12 protein-coding genes are annotated in these 14,993 nt (G+C 71.2%); 5 read left to right on the top strand and 7 right to left on the bottom strand.

All coding sequences use genetic code 11. The features are described from left to right. Positions 1–195: 195 nt before the first annotated feature. Complete coding sequence (locus ABZ622_RS31195; RefSeq protein ID WP_360548885.1) at positions 196–960, bottom strand: hypothetical protein; 765 nt, start codon at positions 958–960, stop codon at positions 196–198. Positions 961–1,296: 336 nt separating this feature from the next. Between ABZ622_RS31195 and ABZ622_RS31190 the strand changes: the two genes are divergently transcribed. From ABZ622_RS31190 to ABZ622_RS31175, 4 genes are all read left to right on the top strand, one after another. Beyond that, positions 1,297–2,577, top strand: coding sequence for a cytochrome P450 (locus ABZ622_RS31190; RefSeq protein ID WP_360548883.1), 1,281 nt, complete (start codon positions 1,297–1,299; stop codon positions 2,575–2,577). A gap of 530 nt (positions 2,578–3,107) precedes the next feature. Then, positions 3,108–3,773 (top strand): hypothetical protein, encoded by a 666-nt coding sequence (locus tag ABZ622_RS31185; protein ID WP_360548881.1) that lies wholly within the window; start codon positions 3,108–3,110, stop codon positions 3,771–3,773. A gap of 3 nt (positions 3,774–3,776) precedes the next feature. Beyond that, entirely contained in the window at positions 3,777–4,457 is a 681-nt protein-coding gene (locus ABZ622_RS31180) for an RES family NAD+ phosphorylase (protein ID WP_360548879.1), read from the top strand. 2 nt (positions 4,458–4,459) lie between these two features. Further along, positions 4,460–7,297 carry a CHAT domain-containing protein gene (locus ABZ622_RS31175; RefSeq protein WP_360548877.1) on the top strand — a complete coding sequence of 946 codons (2,838 nt, stop codon included), beginning with the start codon at positions 4,460–4,462 and terminating at the stop codon, positions 7,295–7,297. A 2-nt stretch (positions 7,298–7,299) separates the two neighbouring features. On the opposite strand, the gene ABZ622_RS31170 is transcribed toward ABZ622_RS31175, so the two are convergent. Continuing rightward, on the bottom strand, positions 7,300–9,156 hold the full coding sequence (locus ABZ622_RS31170) for a caspase family protein (RefSeq protein ID WP_360548875.1): 1,857 nt from the start codon (positions 9,154–9,156) through the stop codon (positions 7,300–7,302). Between the two features lie 174 nt (positions 9,157–9,330). Between ABZ622_RS31170 and ABZ622_RS31165 the strand changes: the two genes are divergently transcribed. Continuing rightward, entirely contained in the window at positions 9,331–10,353 is a 1,023-nt protein-coding gene (locus tag ABZ622_RS31165) for a hypothetical protein (protein WP_360548873.1), read from the top strand. Between the two features lie 130 nt (positions 10,354–10,483). Here ABZ622_RS31165 and ABZ622_RS31160 read toward each other — a convergent pair whose 3' ends face one another. From ABZ622_RS31160 to glyA, 5 genes are all read right to left on the bottom strand, one after another. Continuing rightward, complete coding sequence (locus tag ABZ622_RS31160; protein ID WP_360548871.1) at positions 10,484–11,113, bottom strand: hypothetical protein; 630 nt, start codon at positions 11,111–11,113, stop codon at positions 10,484–10,486. 147 nt (positions 11,114–11,260) lie between these two features. Then, positions 11,261–11,653, bottom strand: coding sequence for a PIN domain-containing protein (locus ABZ622_RS31155; protein ID WP_360548869.1), 393 nt, complete (start codon positions 11,651–11,653; stop codon positions 11,261–11,263). Continuing rightward, complete coding sequence (locus ABZ622_RS31150; RefSeq protein WP_360548867.1) at positions 11,650–11,922, bottom strand: hypothetical protein; 273 nt, start codon at positions 11,920–11,922, stop codon at positions 11,650–11,652. The genes ABZ622_RS31155 and ABZ622_RS31150 overlap by 4 nt, the downstream gene beginning before the upstream one ends. 250 nt (positions 11,923–12,172) lie before the next feature. Then, entirely contained in the window at positions 12,173–13,555 is a 1,383-nt protein-coding gene (locus ABZ622_RS31145) for an L-serine ammonia-lyase (protein ID WP_360548865.1), read from the bottom strand. 161 nt (positions 13,556–13,716) lie between these two features. Further along, on the bottom strand, positions 13,717–14,976 hold the full coding sequence (gene glyA, locus ABZ622_RS31140; protein ID WP_360548863.1) for a serine hydroxymethyltransferase: 1,260 nt from the start codon (positions 14,974–14,976) through the stop codon (positions 13,717–13,719). Between the last annotated feature and the right edge of the window lie 17 nt (positions 14,977–14,993).

Genomic DNA, 14,993 nt, shown 5'->3' with positions numbered 1-14,993 from the left:
ACGAACAAATGCACGGATCATGCCTATCAACTCCCGGATGCCGAAGCAATCGAAGACCACCGGGCTGTGGACAGGCTGTGACATGGTCACCGAATCACCGTACAGGCGATGAGGTGCGGGAACGGAGCGCTCGGCCGGATCGCGGAGACGGAAGCCCTCCGGCGCGATGGGACCCCGAAGATCTTCGGCCGGCCTTCATGCCGTGCGCACGACCGCGAGTTCGATGGATGCGGCGGCTTCGATCTCGGTGATTCCGACATGGTCGGCCTCGTTGTGGCCGAGTTCGTTCAGCCGCAGGCAATCGGTCGGCTCCCAGCGGAGGTTGGGTGTGAATGCCTCGTCATACGTCCGGCCGTCGTCGACCCGGCGCCGGACGATGCCGCGCGGGCGCCCCGCTCGCGGATCGCCTTCGCCGATCTTCGCGAAGTATGTGATCTCGCCCTCGGCGTCCAGGGCGTCGAGGGTCGCGGGGGCAAGTGTCGGGAACGGGCGGGCCGAGAGGTTGCTCTCCACCGTCCCGAGCCGCAGCATCGCGCCGTTGAGGTCGATGAACTCCTCGACGAAGTAACCACCACCGCGCTCGTACATCAGCAGGAGCGGCTCATAGGGGTCATCCGGAAGATCTCGGGGCAACTCGCCTCCGGCACCTCGCAGCACGGCCCACCGGACGGCACCCCGGCACGTCTTCCTGAGCGAGGACGGAGCCAGGCCGGTGAGGACCGCTTCCAGTTCGGCGGCGACCTCGGACGGCATCCGGACCTCGGGGGCGACATGCTCCGCGATGTCGAAGAACGGCCACGACTCCTCGGCGCGGTACGCCCGGGCCCAGCCGGCCGCACGGCGCAGATATTCACGCATCAGCAGAGCACGCGAATTCGCGTGCTCGTACGCCGTGGCGTCGTCGCCCCAGTCGACGGCCCGCAGCCGTTCGAGCACGGGGAGCGGAAGGCCAACTGCCACTTCGGGTCCAGCCCCCTTCGCTTACGGCTCCCTGAGGAAATCATCGGTCGGAGCGCTGCCGGTGAACCCGCCGTGCAGGCCGTCCATGCCCTTCAGCATAAAGTTGCGGTTCGCGCGGAGGACCGCAGGGCGCCGGGGGGAGGCCGTCACCCGCCGACCGGGCGTCACGGGCCGGCTCCGACGCCGCCGGGGCGCCGCTTCCTCACGCTCTGAGACAGAATGCCGTTTGGCACAAGCCGTGTCGCCGCCGGCCACTATCCACTTCCGCGCCTGCTGCACAGCTGTTTCACGTCCGTACCCCGTGTGCGGACCGCGCGACGACTCCTGGAGTGCAGATTGACTACGACGTTCCGCTCTCGTATCACCGCCCGGATCGGGCGCAGCTACCTGTCCAGGATCCAGAAGTACGGGATCGGCTCCTCCACGGTCAGGCTGCTCCCCGACGACCTGCTGATGATGCTGCGCAGAGACGGCCTCGACCCGGTGGACAAACTGGCCAGGACCCGGGCGAAGCGGCCGGTGCACAAGGTCTCGTTGCCGTTCGGCATGGACGCCTGGGTGGTCAGCGGCTACGAGGAGTCGAAGGCCGTCCTCGGCTCGGCCGACGGGTTCAGTACCGACTTCGCCCACCTCGCGACGAACGCCGGAGTGGCCGCCGAGCAGAGTCCCGGCGGGCTCGGCTTCAACGATCCGCCGGTCCACACCCGGCTGCGCCGCATCCTGACCCCGGAGTTCACCATGCGCCGGCTGCGGCGGCTGGGCCCCAGGATCGACGCCATCGTGGAGGAACGGCTCGACGCGATGGCGGCCGCCCGGGGCCCGGTCGACCTGGTGCAGGAGTTCGCGCTGCCGATCCCCTCCCTCACCATCTGCGAACTGCTCGGCGTGCCGTACGAGGACCGGGACGACTTCCAGCAGCTCGCCATGGACCGCTTCGACCTCTTCGCCGGAACGACCGCGCCCTTCGGCGCGATGTCGGAGTCGCTGACGTACTTCAGGGAAGTCGTCAAGGCGCAGCGCGAGAAGCCGGGCGACGGCCTGCTCGGCATGATCGTGCGGGAGCACGGCGACAACGTCGACGACGAGGAACTCGCCGGCCTCGCCGACGGTGTGCTCACCGGCGGGTTCGAGACGACCGCCAGCACCATCGCCCTGGGCTCCCTGGTGCTGCTCCAGAACGCGGACGTGCTCGGCCGAATACGGCATGACGACGCCATGACCGCACCCTTCGTCGAGGAGGTGCTGCGCTACCTCTCGGCGGTGCAGATCGCCTTCCCCCGGTTCGCCCGCCGGGACATAGAGATCGGCGGAGTGGTCATTCCGGAGGGCGACATGGTGCTCTGCTCGCTGAGCGCCGCCAACCGCGACGCCGGGTACATGGGCGACGACGGGCGCTTCGACCCGCACCGCACCCCCGCGGGCAGCCATCTCGCCTTCGGCCACGGCATCCACCGCTGCATCGGCGCCGAACTGGCCCGGATGGAACTGCGGACCGCCTACCCGGCCCTGGCCAGGCGGTTCCCCGGGATGCGGCTCGCGGTCCCGCCCCAGGACCTGGCCTTTCGCAAGCTGTCCATCGTCTACGGCATCGAATCGCTGCCGGTACACCTGAGCTGAACGGGACCGGCGCCCGTCCGGCGGATGCGCCGCGCACGGGGCGCGCCGCCCACCGGAAGGGCGCTCGCACCCGTCGCGCCGACCCGATGACGACCCGGTGACGCCCCACCGCCGACCCGACGGGCCTCCCGCCGGCGGCTAGCGTGGACGGACGGCCGGGCGCACCTTGTGATGCCGTGACCGGCGCACGATCATGGGCCCATGCCAACTCGCGCCGGACAGTTCGACGTTGCTTCGGTGCTGCGGGAGGTGAGGATGGTCCGCTCGGAGGGCTTGGCGCGGCTCCGCGGACTCGGCCCGCCGCTCCTGCGCCGGCCCCGGGCCGGGGACCCCGGTCCGGGCCGCGAGCCGCATCCGAACCTCCGCAGACCACTGGTGGCGGACCAGCTGACGGACGTACTCACCGGTGGCCGTCCCGACCGGACCGGATCCCGACAAGGGGCGGCGCCTCGTGAACGGACCGGACCCCGACAAGGGGCGGCACCTCGTGAACGGACCGGATCCCGTGAACGGAAAGGACATGAGTGCGGGTGAATCCCTTCATGATGCTCGCCGCCGTCGCCGCCGACTGGCCCCGGCTCGGGCCGCTGCTCGGTCCCGGCGCACACCGGGCGCTGCGCGCGCCGCTGGCCGAGATGCGCGCCGGCCTCCGGTCCGACGACCGCGGGGCCGACCGGAGCGCGGCGGACCGCGCGGTGCGCACCGTGCTCGACGCCCTCCCGGAACAGGAGGCGGACCGGCTGCGCGGCGACGGCTCCACGGCACGGTTCGCGGGCACCTCCCCGTCCGCCGTCCACGAGGGCTACGGCGTCATGGACCTCTGCATGCTCGTGATCGACGGCAACCCGATGGTCGGCCCGCTCCTCGGCCCGGTGCGCGAACGCCTGCTGAGGGCCCCGGCGTCGAGCCCGCGCGGGACGGGACCCGTCGACCCCCGGCTGATCGTCCTGACCCGTGAGTACGGGGAACGGCAGCTGCCCGCCTTCCAGTTCGAGGCCGGGGACATGCCGTGGGAGGTCGTCCTGGAGGTGGCCGACGTGCTGCGCGCCGACCGGGACCCCTGGGGCGCCGCCGACTGGTGGCTCTCCGCGAACGCGTGGACCGGCGCCCCGCCGAGCAGCCTTCTCGGGCAGGGGCGCGACCCCGAACTCCTGGGCGCCGCCCGCGCGCTGACCGTCGCGGGCGGGGAGTGGTAGACCGTGCCCAAGTACCCGCCCCCCGACGAACTGCCCGGCGAGCCCGGCCGCGTCACCCTGCCCGCCGGCACCCCCGTCCACCGCGTCCACAGCAGCCACCGCGACCCGGTCGCCTTCAACCCCGAGCCCGCGCACGCCTTCTACTACGGCGGACGCTTCGACAGCACCCCGTACGAGAAGTACGGCTACCTGTACGTCGGGTTCGGCGTCGGCGCCGCCGTGTGCGAGGTGCTGCTGCGTTCGCTCCCCTTCGACGGCGGCGGCGACGGAGGTACGCGCCTGCTCCCGCGAGCCGCCTTCGAGCGCCGCAGCCTGTCCTTCCTGCGCCTGGCCACCGATGTGGACGTGGTGCCGCTGATGTCCGGCAGGGACCTGGCGGCGGTCGCCCAGGACTCGTGGCTCGTGCACGCCGAGGGGGCCGACTACCCGCAGACCCGCGACTGGGGCCACTGGATCCGCCGCCGGACCACGCCCTGGGCACAGGGCTTCGTCTGGCCCTCCAAACGAGAACCCGCCGACCGGGTGGCCGTCCTGTTCGAGGACCGGTGCGGGACACCACCGCTCGAACCCACCGGAGCCCCCCGGATCGACTTCGGGACCGATGAGGGCGAACGATGGCTGAACGCCGTCCTCGCCCCGTACCGCACGCAGGCCGCGCCACGACAGCAGGAATGGATGCCCTAGACATGCCGGGGAAGCCGTACGACCTCCAGGCCCTCACCTACGAGATCCAGCAGTCGCTCCTCGACGCCAGGACCGACGCCCAGGACCTCACCCGCGCCGCCGATCTCGTACTCGACCGGCTCGGCTGCGACACGGCCGACGAGGCGTGGGCGCGGCTGTACACCGACTGGCAGGCTCTGGAACGCGGGACCTTACTGTCCGGCATGCGCGCCGGGCAGATCCTCGTCGTCCTTCCGACGCTGCGCTGGCACCGGTCGGTCGGAAGCCCGGACGAGGTGGACGAACTCCTGAAGGAGGCCGAGGCACACGGGCCGGAGGGCCGCTGGAAGGCGACGGTCGTCGCCACGAACAGCATGTCCGGACTGCAACGGATCGAGACCCCCGCCGAGATGGAGGCGGCGATCGCCCAGATCGAACAGAACCGCGACGCCTTCCCGGTCGGCAGCCGGGAACGGGACGCGCTCGACGCGACCCACGCCGGACTCCGGGCCCACCTCGCCCAGGTCGGAGGCGGCGAGGACGATTTCGACTCGGCCGTGGAGGACCTGGCGCGGCTGCGGAGCTCGCCGGCCTTCGACGCCGGAACGCGCCTGGCCTTCGACGGGCAGCTCGCCGTGTTCCGCGGGCACCAGGCGGTCCGGAGCGAGGACGCGGGCGCGCTCGCCCAGCACGTCGGCGAGCTGGAGGCCGTCGTCGCCCAGCTGTCCCCCGACCACATGGACCGGGTCGGGCTGGAGGCCAACCTCGACATCGCCCGGGCCAACCTGGAGATCCTGCGCGGCCGGAACACCGGAGGCACCTTCCCGGACCACTCCGCGATGGTGGCCACCCCCGACATCGGCGAAGTACGGCGGCAGATCGCCCTGCTGCCGCGCGAGGGACAGATCGACCGGCTCGGCGAGGCGGGCATCAGCAGCGTCAGCCGGGCCATGTTCGCCGGCAACGCCCGAGGAGTCGTCGAGGCGACCCAACTGCTCCGGGACGCCCTGGACCTCCTCGAACCCGACGACGACCGCTGGATTCGCAACGCCCTCGCGCTGGGCTCCGCCCACTGCGCGCTGGGCGGAATGGCATCGGTCCCGCGCACCGAGCGCCCCGGCCACCTCGACCAGGGCATCTCCTGGCTGAAGCACACCCTGCGCCTGGCCGACGGCCCGGCGCACCCGCTGTGGAACACCATCGGGATGGCGCTGGCCTCGGGCTACCGGTTCCGCGGCGACAACCAGCTGTTCAACACCCGCGCCACCCGCCTCAACCATGCCGAGTCCCGCCGCATCGGCCTCGGCGCCATGCGCGCCGCCACCTGGAGCGTCCTGCTCCAGACCGGTACGGTGCACGCCGCCGAGACCGGCCGCCGGGCCGGCGAGCAGGCGCTCGGCGTGGCCCGCTGGTGCCTGACCGACGGCGCCCACGACGACGCCGTACGAGCCCTGGACGCCGGACGCGGCCTCGTCCTGCACGCGGCGACCGTCGCCGCCACCGTGCCCGACATGCTGGACGCCCTCGGGCAGTCCGGCCCGGCCGACGAGTGGCGGGCGGCCGGCGGCATGGCACCCGAACCGGCCCCCGGGACCGCCCCCACCGCCGCGCCCCCGGCCTCGGGCCCCTCCAGCCGGCTCCGGCGCCGTGTCCTCCAGGCACTCGCCGCGTCCCCGCACCGGCGGCGGCTGCTGGACGTCCCCACCCTCGCGGACATCGGCGGGGCGCTGAATGCCATGGGCCGCACCGCACTGGTCTATCTGGTGCCCGGCGGCGACGGCGTGCCCGGCACGGCGCTGATCGTCTCCGCCGACGGCACCGCCAAGGCACTCGAACTGCCCCGGCTCACCGTCACCGCCGACGAACTGACGGGCTACCGGGCCGCCGGAGCCCCGGGCCGTACCGCCGGCGGACCCCCCGAGACCCCGCCCCGGCCGCAGCCGCCCACCCCGGCCGAGGGCCGTGCCGCCCTGGAGCGGCTGTGCGACTGGGCGGGCAGGGCGGTGATGGGGCCGCTGCTCAAGGAAGTCTCCCCAGGCCGGACTCCGGGCGGGGTCCCGGCCATGGTGCTGGTGCCAATGGCCGAACTGGGCGTCGTGCCCTGGCACGCCGCACGCCTGCCCGACCGCCGTGGCACCCGGCAGTACGCATGCCACGCGGCGGAGATCTCGTACGCGCCCTCCGCCCGCCTGTTGTGCGAGGTGGCCACCCGGCCCGCCGCGGACACCCGGCAGGCGCTCGTCGTCGGCGACCCGACCCGTGACCTCTTCCACGCGGGCAAGGAGGCCGAGGCCATCTTCCGCACCTTCTACCCGGACGGCGAACTCCTCGGCCCCGGCACCGCCACGCCCGCCGCGGTGACCGGCTGGCTGGGCCGGCAGCGCGGCGGAATGCTGCACCTGGCCTGCCACGGCGAGGTGCGCCAGGGACGGCGGCACAGCGCGTACCTCAAGCTGTCCGGCGGAAACCTGAACGCCGAGGAACTGACCGAGGGCACCGCCCGCTACACCCACCTGGAACTCGTCGTCCTGGCGGCCTGCAGCACCAACGTGTCCGGGCACGGCTACGACGAGGCGTACAGCCTGTCCACCGCGTTCCTCGTCGCGGGCGCACGCTCGGTGCTCGGTTCCCTGTGGCCGGTGCCGGACGAGGACACGTCCGTACTGATGTACATGACCCACCACTTCATGTGCCGGGCGGGCCGGACACCCGGACAGGCCCTGCGCGACGTCCAGTTGTGGGTGCTCGACAAGGGGCGCGGGGCGCCGGCCGGAATGCCCGCGGACATGGTGGCCCGCGTGCCGCTGATCGACGCCACCGATCCGACCGGCTGGGCAGGCTTCACCCACCTCGGCTGGTGAGGTCAGGGCAGTACGGTGCGCACCGGCACCGCGACGGTGCCCCACCGGCCCACGTCCCGGTCCGGACCGCCCGCGGTCCGGTCACGCGGCGGCGGAGCGATCCGCAGCAGACCGCCCACGTCCCCGTCCTGCGCGGCCATGTCGCCGCGCCCCGTGCCCGGAGCGTCCGGAGACCAGGCCGGCAGCCGGAACGGGGCCACGTTCAGTTCGTTCTCCGCGACGATCAGCCTCAGCCAGTCCAGGGCGAACGAACCCCGGCACAGGGAACGGCCGGGCGGCAGCCGCAGCCACACGGGCTCGCCGTGCCGTGCCGTCCCCGCGCGCCCGGACGCCACGAAGTCGCCCTCGAACAGGTTGGGCGAGGACTCGTAGTCGTCCGCCAGATCCAGCAGTACGCACCACAGCGTGCGCGGGGAGTCGTTGTGGACCCGCACCCGCACCTGCGGCTGCTCCCCGTTCCGCGTGTATGCGCAGACCACCTCGCCCGTAGCCGTGTACCACAGGTCACCGACCAGTGGTTCGACCGTCACCCGCACCAGCGACGACAGCCACGGGTCGGGGTTGGCGAGGTCCTTCAGCCGGTGCCAACGGGCGATGTGGGAAAGGCAGTCGGCCACCCGGGCGGCATCGGCGGACGACCGGAGCGGCAGCGGGCCGACCGGATGCCCGTCGCCCCCGGTCACCCGGGCCACGCCGCCACCGGCCTCCACCCGCAGCGGCAGTCCCGGCCCGCCGGAGGACAGCATCGGCGCACGGGCGACGGCCGCCGTCACCATCCCGACGGCCGCCGGGTCGCCGACGACCGTCACCGCGGCCGGCGGGAACGCCAGTGCCGACGGTGTCACCCCGTGCACCGTGGTGAGATCGTCCCGCCCCGGCGCCCAGCCGGCCGGCTCCACCAGCGCCGACTCGGGGCGCACCTCCCGCACGACCACCACCCGCGGCCCGCCGGACCGCCCGTCGTCCATCTCCTCGCCCAGGGTGAACTCCGCTCCCACGGACCGCAGTCCGTGCACCTGGCCGCAGTTGATCTCCCACCCCGAGACCGTGTGCCGGAGCAGGAACGGGGGGACGGGCAGCGCGTCGCCGTGCAGGAAGCGCAGATGCTCCGGCGCGCGCAGTTCGGGGTGCTGCGCGTGATGCCGGCTGCGCACCCGCTCCTCGGTGAGCGCGTGCGCCTTCCCGTACGTGGCCGCCGGGCCGAGCTGCCGCAGCGCGTGCAGCAGTGAATGGCTGAAGTACCCGCGCTGCTCGCCGTCGACCAGCGCCTCGTACGCGACCTCCTGCTCCCGGCACGCGGCGAGCAGCACATGCCGACGCGGCTCGGCGTCCTGCGCACCCGCACCGCGCGGAGCCCTGGTGCCGTCGGTACGCCACCACGGCTGCCAGGCCACCTGGCGAGAGCGCGCACCGGGCGGCGGCTTGCGGGTGGCACCGCCGGAGTGGCAGCAGTCGAGCACGGCGACCACATGCGCGCCGCGCGCCGCGATCTCGTCCAGCAGCGCCCCGAGTTCGGTGTCCTGGAGCGGCTGACCGCCCTCGTCCAGGCTGTCGGCGCACACGAGCGCCTGACTGTGCCCGGTCGCCGTACGGGGATCCTCGCTCGCGTGCTCGGTGCCGTGCCCGCTGAACCACAACAGCGCCGTGTCGCCCGGACCGCTGCGCCCCAGATGCCTCCTGATGCCGTCGACGACCGCCGCCCTGGTCGCCGCCCTGTCGCGCAGTGGAAGGATCCGGGCATCGCGACCGCCGTGCTGCCGGAGCCAACTCTCCGCCTCCGCCACGTCGTTGACACAACCGCCCAACGGCTTGTCCGGATAGTCGTCGATGCCCACCAGGAGCGCGTACACGGTTCGCATGCGGTGATCCTGCCAGCCCGGCCGGGCCGCGGACAGGGCGATTCCGGGGCGATTGCCGGGCAGACGCGCACCATTCGGTGCGCGGCCGTCGAACGGCAGGTTGACTGCTGACGGAGATCCACCAAGATCGGTCCCGCGGCACACCCGCCGCACATCTCAGGAAGGAAGAACGGCGTGACTTTCGGGGGACACAATCCGTACGACCCGTCGTGGCGGCCGAACGGGCAGCCACCGCCACCACCGGGCGTGCCCCCGCAGCCAGGGCCGTATCCCTACCCCGGCCCGTATCCGCCCCAGGGCCCGCCGCCCTACCGCCCGTACGTCCCGCACCGCTCGCTGTGGCAGCAGTTCCGCGACGGCGACTGGCCCCCGCTGATGGAGGTGCTGCGGGCGCTGCCCATCCACGGGTGCGTGTGGGCCCTGCTGGTGTGCTGCTTCTGGCCCGTGCTCATGCTCGGCCTGGCCTATCCACTGGCCCGCACGGCCCGTCGGCAGGCGCACCTGAGGTTCCCCCCGCACGCCCACCGCCGCATCGTGGACCCGCAGGTGATGCGCGTACAGCAGGTCAGGGCCTGGGCCGCGCTGGTCACGTCGTTCCTGATCCTCCTCATCTACGGCACCGCGTCGGACTTCGCGGAGGTCCAGGAGCAGTACGCGCTCCGGCTCGCCTTCACCCCGTGGCTGCTGCTGCTCACCGCGCCCCTGGTCATCCTGGTCCTGTTCCGGATCACACCCGAGGCCGCGCGACCGGGCATGCGCGCGCGTCTGCGCCCGGCGCTGCGCTCGGCCCTGATGTACTTCGGCGCGCTCACGTCGGTGCCGCTGCTGGCCATGGTCATGGTCGTCATCGGGCAGAGCCTGGAGTCCTACTGGTTCACCCCGTTCATCACGCTCGCCCTGACCGTCCCGGTGCTGTGGATGCTGTTCTTCGTGCTGTTCGCCTCCAGGACGCTGATCCGCACCGTGTTCGGGACCTCCGAGGTGCATGCCGCGCTTCCGGCCCTGCTGACCGGGGTGCTGGTGTGGGAACTGGCGGTCGTCAACCTGGCCATGAGCGGAATGCCACCGGGCCCGCCGCTCATCCAGCTCTGTGCCGTGATCGGAGGGCCGGCCTCCGTCTCGGCCGTGGCCTGGTGGGAGATCGACCGCCTGCGCACGATGTACGGGGTGACCCTGCGGGGCCGGCAGCTGCCCTGAGAGCCTGTCGGCCGGGGCGGGCCCGCTCCCTCAGCACTCGATGATGTTCACCGCGAGCCCGCCGCGCGCCGTCTCCTTGTACTTTCACGCGTATGTTGGCTGCATGTGGTGGTGGTACCAGGCTTGGTTGCTACCTGGGGTGGCGGTAGATCGGCGGGAGTCGTGACGACTTCAGCAGTCGCTCAAGCGACGGGACCCCGTCGTGGTAGATGGCTGGGCCTGATGCGCCGGGCATGAGCCGGCGCAGCGCACGCGTTGCGATGTCGGCGAGGGTTGCGCCGACATCGCCGTCTATCGCGATATTCATCGTGCCGATGAGATGAATATCGCGATCGTCCCACTTGTCGATGTGCTCCGTGAGGAAGTCCGACTGTCGACGGGCAAGAAGTAGCAGCTCGCATGCGTGCACGGCGTTGTGGAAGTCGAAGCGGAGGCAGGCTGTGAGCTCCGACGGTCCAGGCCCCGGTTCCCAGCAGGTGATGAAGAGCTCGTCAGCGTCGTGATTCTTGGCGGTGATGCTCATCTGCATGCCGCCGCGCGCGAGGATCGCCTCCGCTGCCCGCCGTTCGTGTTCGTCGTGAAGGGCGATTGACCACCAGGGAAGCGGTCCCCATGTGCCGTGTGTTGTTTCATGCTCAGGGAAGGGGGAGGAGGTCTGGTACCGCTGTAGCAGATGCTTCTGGAAGGTGGTGAGACAGCCGTCTTGGAAGTGTTCGTCCCCGCTGCGCTCGCGTAGCAGGTCGTACTCGATGGCGCTCATGCCCTCCACGGCCAGGGCGATGTGGTAACAGGCCTGCTTCTGTGTCGTGTTGGCCGGAGTGATGAGGAGCTGCGTACCGTCTGCGCACTGGCCTTCCGCGCAGTGCTCTGATCCGCGCCAGGGGTGGGTCGAGGCGCGGCCTCACGGTCAGACCTTGATGATGCGCACGCTGGGGCCGCAGAGCATCAGGAGGTCTTCGGGGTCCGATGTCAGGAGGGTCACTGGGGCAGGCGAGGTGAGCGCGGTGGCGGCCACGATGGCGTCGAGGGCGTACTTGTGGCCGTGCAGTCCGGCCGTGGCCAGGAGCTTGCTCGCATGGCGGGCGATGGCTTCGTTGGGCGAGATGATGTTCACTCGGGAGACGGCATAGTCGAAGCGGGCCTGGTTGACCTTGGGGTCGCGTGCTTCGACGAGGGTGACGGAGCTGGTGACGACGCGGATGTCTTCGGCTTCGGCTGCCGTCAGCCACTCGGTGATCTCAGGTGTGCGTCGTACCAGTTTGGACAGGCCTTCGCAGTCCAGGACGAGCGTGCCGCTCACGCGGCGTCCGCCGAGCTGGCCGTCTCGCCGCGGAGGATCGCACGTTTGGCATCGACGGCCGACTGGTCGACCGGGCCATGGTCGGTTTCCGCGTCCTCGATGAGTTCGCGGAGTCGGTCCCGCTCCAGTTGGCGCTGGACGAGGGACTCGACGTAGGCGGACATGCCTCGCTTGCCCGTACGTGCTTTGAGGGCAGCGATGGTGCCTTCGTGGAGCGAGACCGATACGGGTCGGACGGGTCCTTCGCCGGGCGCCGGGGAGGTAGCCATGAGCCCTAGTTTAACAAGACTCTTGTTATTGGATGGGGTGACTGTTCGATCCGCTGTGCCCGAGGGACATCATCGCTGCGCGGGTGCCGCGAACTGCCAGGTCACACGCCCATCAGTGGGGGATCCGCCAGGGACTTTGCAGGGACTTTCACGTCTGCCCCAGGGAGGTTCCGGGGACTTTCCGTCGTACAAGCAGGGAAGGCCCTGACGTCGCTGAATGATGGAAACGCGCTGGTCAGGTCCTATGGCCTCAGCACTCGATGATGTTCACCGCGAGCCCGCCGCGCGCCGTCTCCTTGTACTTCACGCTCATGTCCGCACCGGTCTCCTTCATGGTCTTGATGACCTTGTCGAGGGAGACCTTGTGGCTGCCGTCGCCGCGCAGCGCCATCTTCGCCGCCGTGACGGCCTTGACCGCGGCCATGCCGTTGCGCTCGATGCACGGGATCTGGACCAGACCGCCGACCGGGTCGCAGGTGAGGCCCAGGTTGTGTTCCATGCCGATCTCGGCGGCGTTCTCGACCTGCTCGGGGGTGCCGCCGAGGACCTCGGCGAGGGCGCCCGCCGCCATCGAGCAGGCGGAGCCGACCTCGCCCTGGCAGCCGACCTCGGCGCCGGAGATGGAGGCGTTCTCCTTGAAGAGCATGCCGATGGCCCCGGCCGCGAGGAGGAAGCGGACCACGCCGTCCTCCTTCTCGGCCTCGGTGGCGCCGCCGGCCGCGAAGTTCATGTAGTAGTGCAGGACCGCCGGGATGATGCCCGCGGCGCCGTTGGTGGGGGCGGTGACGACCCGGCCGCCCGCCGCGTTCTCCTCGTTGACCGCCATCGCGTAGAGGGTGATCCACTCCATCGCGTGGGTCTGGGGGTCGCCCTCGGCGCGCAGCTGGCGGGCGGTGTTCGCGGCGCGGCGGCGGACCTTGAGGCCGCCGGGCAGGATGCCCTCGCGGGACATGCCGCGCGAGACACAGGCCTGCATGACGCGCCAGATGTCCAGCAGGCCCGAGCGGATCTCGTCCTCGGTGCGCCAGGCCTTCTCGTTCTCCAGCATCAGCGAGGAGATGGACAGGCCGGTGTCGTGGGCGAGCCGCAGCAGTTCGTCGCCGGTGCGGAAGGGGTGCTTGAGGACGGTGTCGTCGAGCACGATCCGGTCCTCGCCGACCGCGTCCTCGTCCACGACGAAGCCGCCGCCGACCGAGTAGTACGTCTTCTCCAGGAGCAGGCCGCCCTCGTGGTCGAAGGCGAGGATCGTCATGCCGTTCGCGTGGTACGGCAGGGCCTTGCGGCGGTGCAGGATCAGCTGCTCGTCGGCGTCGAAGTCGATCTCGTGCATGCCGAGGAGGTTGATCCGGCCCGTGGAGCGGATCTGCTCCACCCGGGCGTCGGCGGACTCCACGTCGACGGTGCGCGGCGACTCGCCCTCCAGGCCGAGCAGGACGGCCTTCGGGGTGCCGTGGCCGTGGCCGGTCGCACCGAGCGAGCCGTACAGCTCGGCGCGTATCGAGACGGTGTGGGCGATCAGCCCCTCGTTCTTCAGCCGGCGCGCGAACATCCGGGCGGCGCGCATCGGGCCGACCGTATGGGAGCTGGACGGGCCGATGCCGATCGAGAACAGGTCGAAGACCGAGATGGCCACGGTGACTCCTCAAGGGGTTGGTAGACGTCGTTGTCTGCCGGGTGGTGCGGTACGGGCTACGGGCCGGCGGCCCGGAGGGCGGGGGCATGGGACGGGGCACCGCGCTCACAGTTCAGTGTGCGCGGTGCCCCGCCCCAACGTGTTACCAGAACTTGTCCGGACTACTTCAGGCCGGGGTACAGCGGGAACTTCTCGGCCAGCGCGACGACGCGGGCCTTCAGGGCGTCCGCGTCGTACGACGGCTTGAGGGCGGCGGCGATGATCTCCGCGACCTCGGTGAAGTCCTCGTCCCGGAAGCCGCGGGTGGCCAGGGCCGGCGTACCGATCCGCAGGCCCGAGGTGACCATCGGCGGCCGCGGGTCGTTCGGAATGGCGTTCCGGTTGACCGTGATGCCCAGCTCGTGCAGCCGGTCCTCGGCCTGCTGGCCGTCCAGCTCCGAGTTGCGCAGGTCGACGAGGACCAGGTGGACGTCCGTACCGCCGGACAGCACGGAGACACCGACCTCGGTGACGTCCGGCTGGACCAGGCGCTCGGCGAGGATGCGGGCGCCATCCAGGGTGCGCTGCTGGCGCTCCTTGAACTCCTCGGTCGCCGCGACCTTGAACGAGACCGCCTTGGCCGCGATCACGTGCTCCAGCGGGCCGCCCTGCTGGCCCGGGAAGACCGCGGAGTTGATCTTCTTGGCGAGCTCCTGCGTCGACAGGATGACGCCACCGCGCGGACCGCCGAGGGTCTTGTGCGTGGTGGTCGTGACGACGTGGGCGTGCGGCACCGGGTTGGGGTGCAGCCCCGCGGCCACCAGGCCGGCGAAGTGCGCCATGTCGACCATCAGGTACGCGCCGACCTCGTCCGCGATGCGGCGGAAGGCGGCGAAGTCCAGCTGACGGGGGTACGCGGACCAGCCGGCGACGATCAGCTTCGGCTTGGACTCCTTGGCCAGACGCTCGACCTCGGCCATGTCCACGACGCCGGTCTCGTCGACGTGGTACGGGACCACGTTGTAGAGCTTGCCGGAGAAGTTGATCTTCATGCCGTGGGTCAGGTGACCGCCGTGGGCCAGGTTCAGGCCCATGATCGTGTCGCCCGGCTTGAGCAGCGCGAACATCGCGGCGGCGTTGGCCTGCGCACCGGAGTGCGGCTGGACGTTCGCGGCCTCGGCGCCGAACAGCGCCTTGATGCGGTCGATGGCGATCTGCTCGACCACGTCGACGTGCTCGCAGCCGCCGTAGTAGCGGCGGCCGGGGTAGCCCTCGGCGTACTTGTTGGTGAGGACGGAGCCCTGGGCCTCCATGACCGCGACCGGAGCGAAGTTCTCCGAGGCGATCATTTCGAGGGTGGACTGCTGACGGTGGAGCTCGGCGTCGACAGCGGCGGCGACGTCCGGGTCCAGCTCGTGGAGGGAGGAGTTGAGAAGCGACATCAGGTGGTCCCTTGGGG

The organism is Streptomyces sp. NPDC007164, assembly GCF_040634135.1.
GTDB lineage: Bacteria > Actinomycetota > Actinomycetes > Streptomycetales > Streptomycetaceae > Streptomyces > Streptomyces sanglieri.
Note: the sequence above shows the minus strand (reverse complement) of the source record. Positions and strands in the feature narration are given on the sequence as shown.

Excerpts from the sequence above, each read along its gene's own strand:
- ABZ622_RS31175 (WP_360548877.1), top strand. The coding sequence starts at position 4,460 with ATGCCGGGGAAGCCGTACGACCTCCAGGCCCTCACCTACGAGATCCAG.
- ABZ622_RS31170 (WP_360548875.1), bottom strand. The coding sequence starts at position 9,156 with ATGCGAACCGTGTACGCGCTCCTGGTGGGCATCGACGACTATCCGGAC.
- ABZ622_RS31160 (WP_360548871.1), bottom strand. The coding sequence starts at position 11,113 with ATGAGCGCCATCGAGTACGACCTGCTACGCGAGCGCAGCGGGGACGAA.
- ABZ622_RS31150 (WP_360548867.1), bottom strand. The coding sequence starts at position 11,922 with ATGGCTACCTCCCCGGCGCCCGGCGAAGGACCCGTCCGACCCGTATCG.
- glyA (WP_360548863.1), bottom strand. The coding sequence starts at position 14,976 with ATGTCGCTTCTCAACTCCTCCCTCCACGAGCTGGACCCGGACGTCGCC.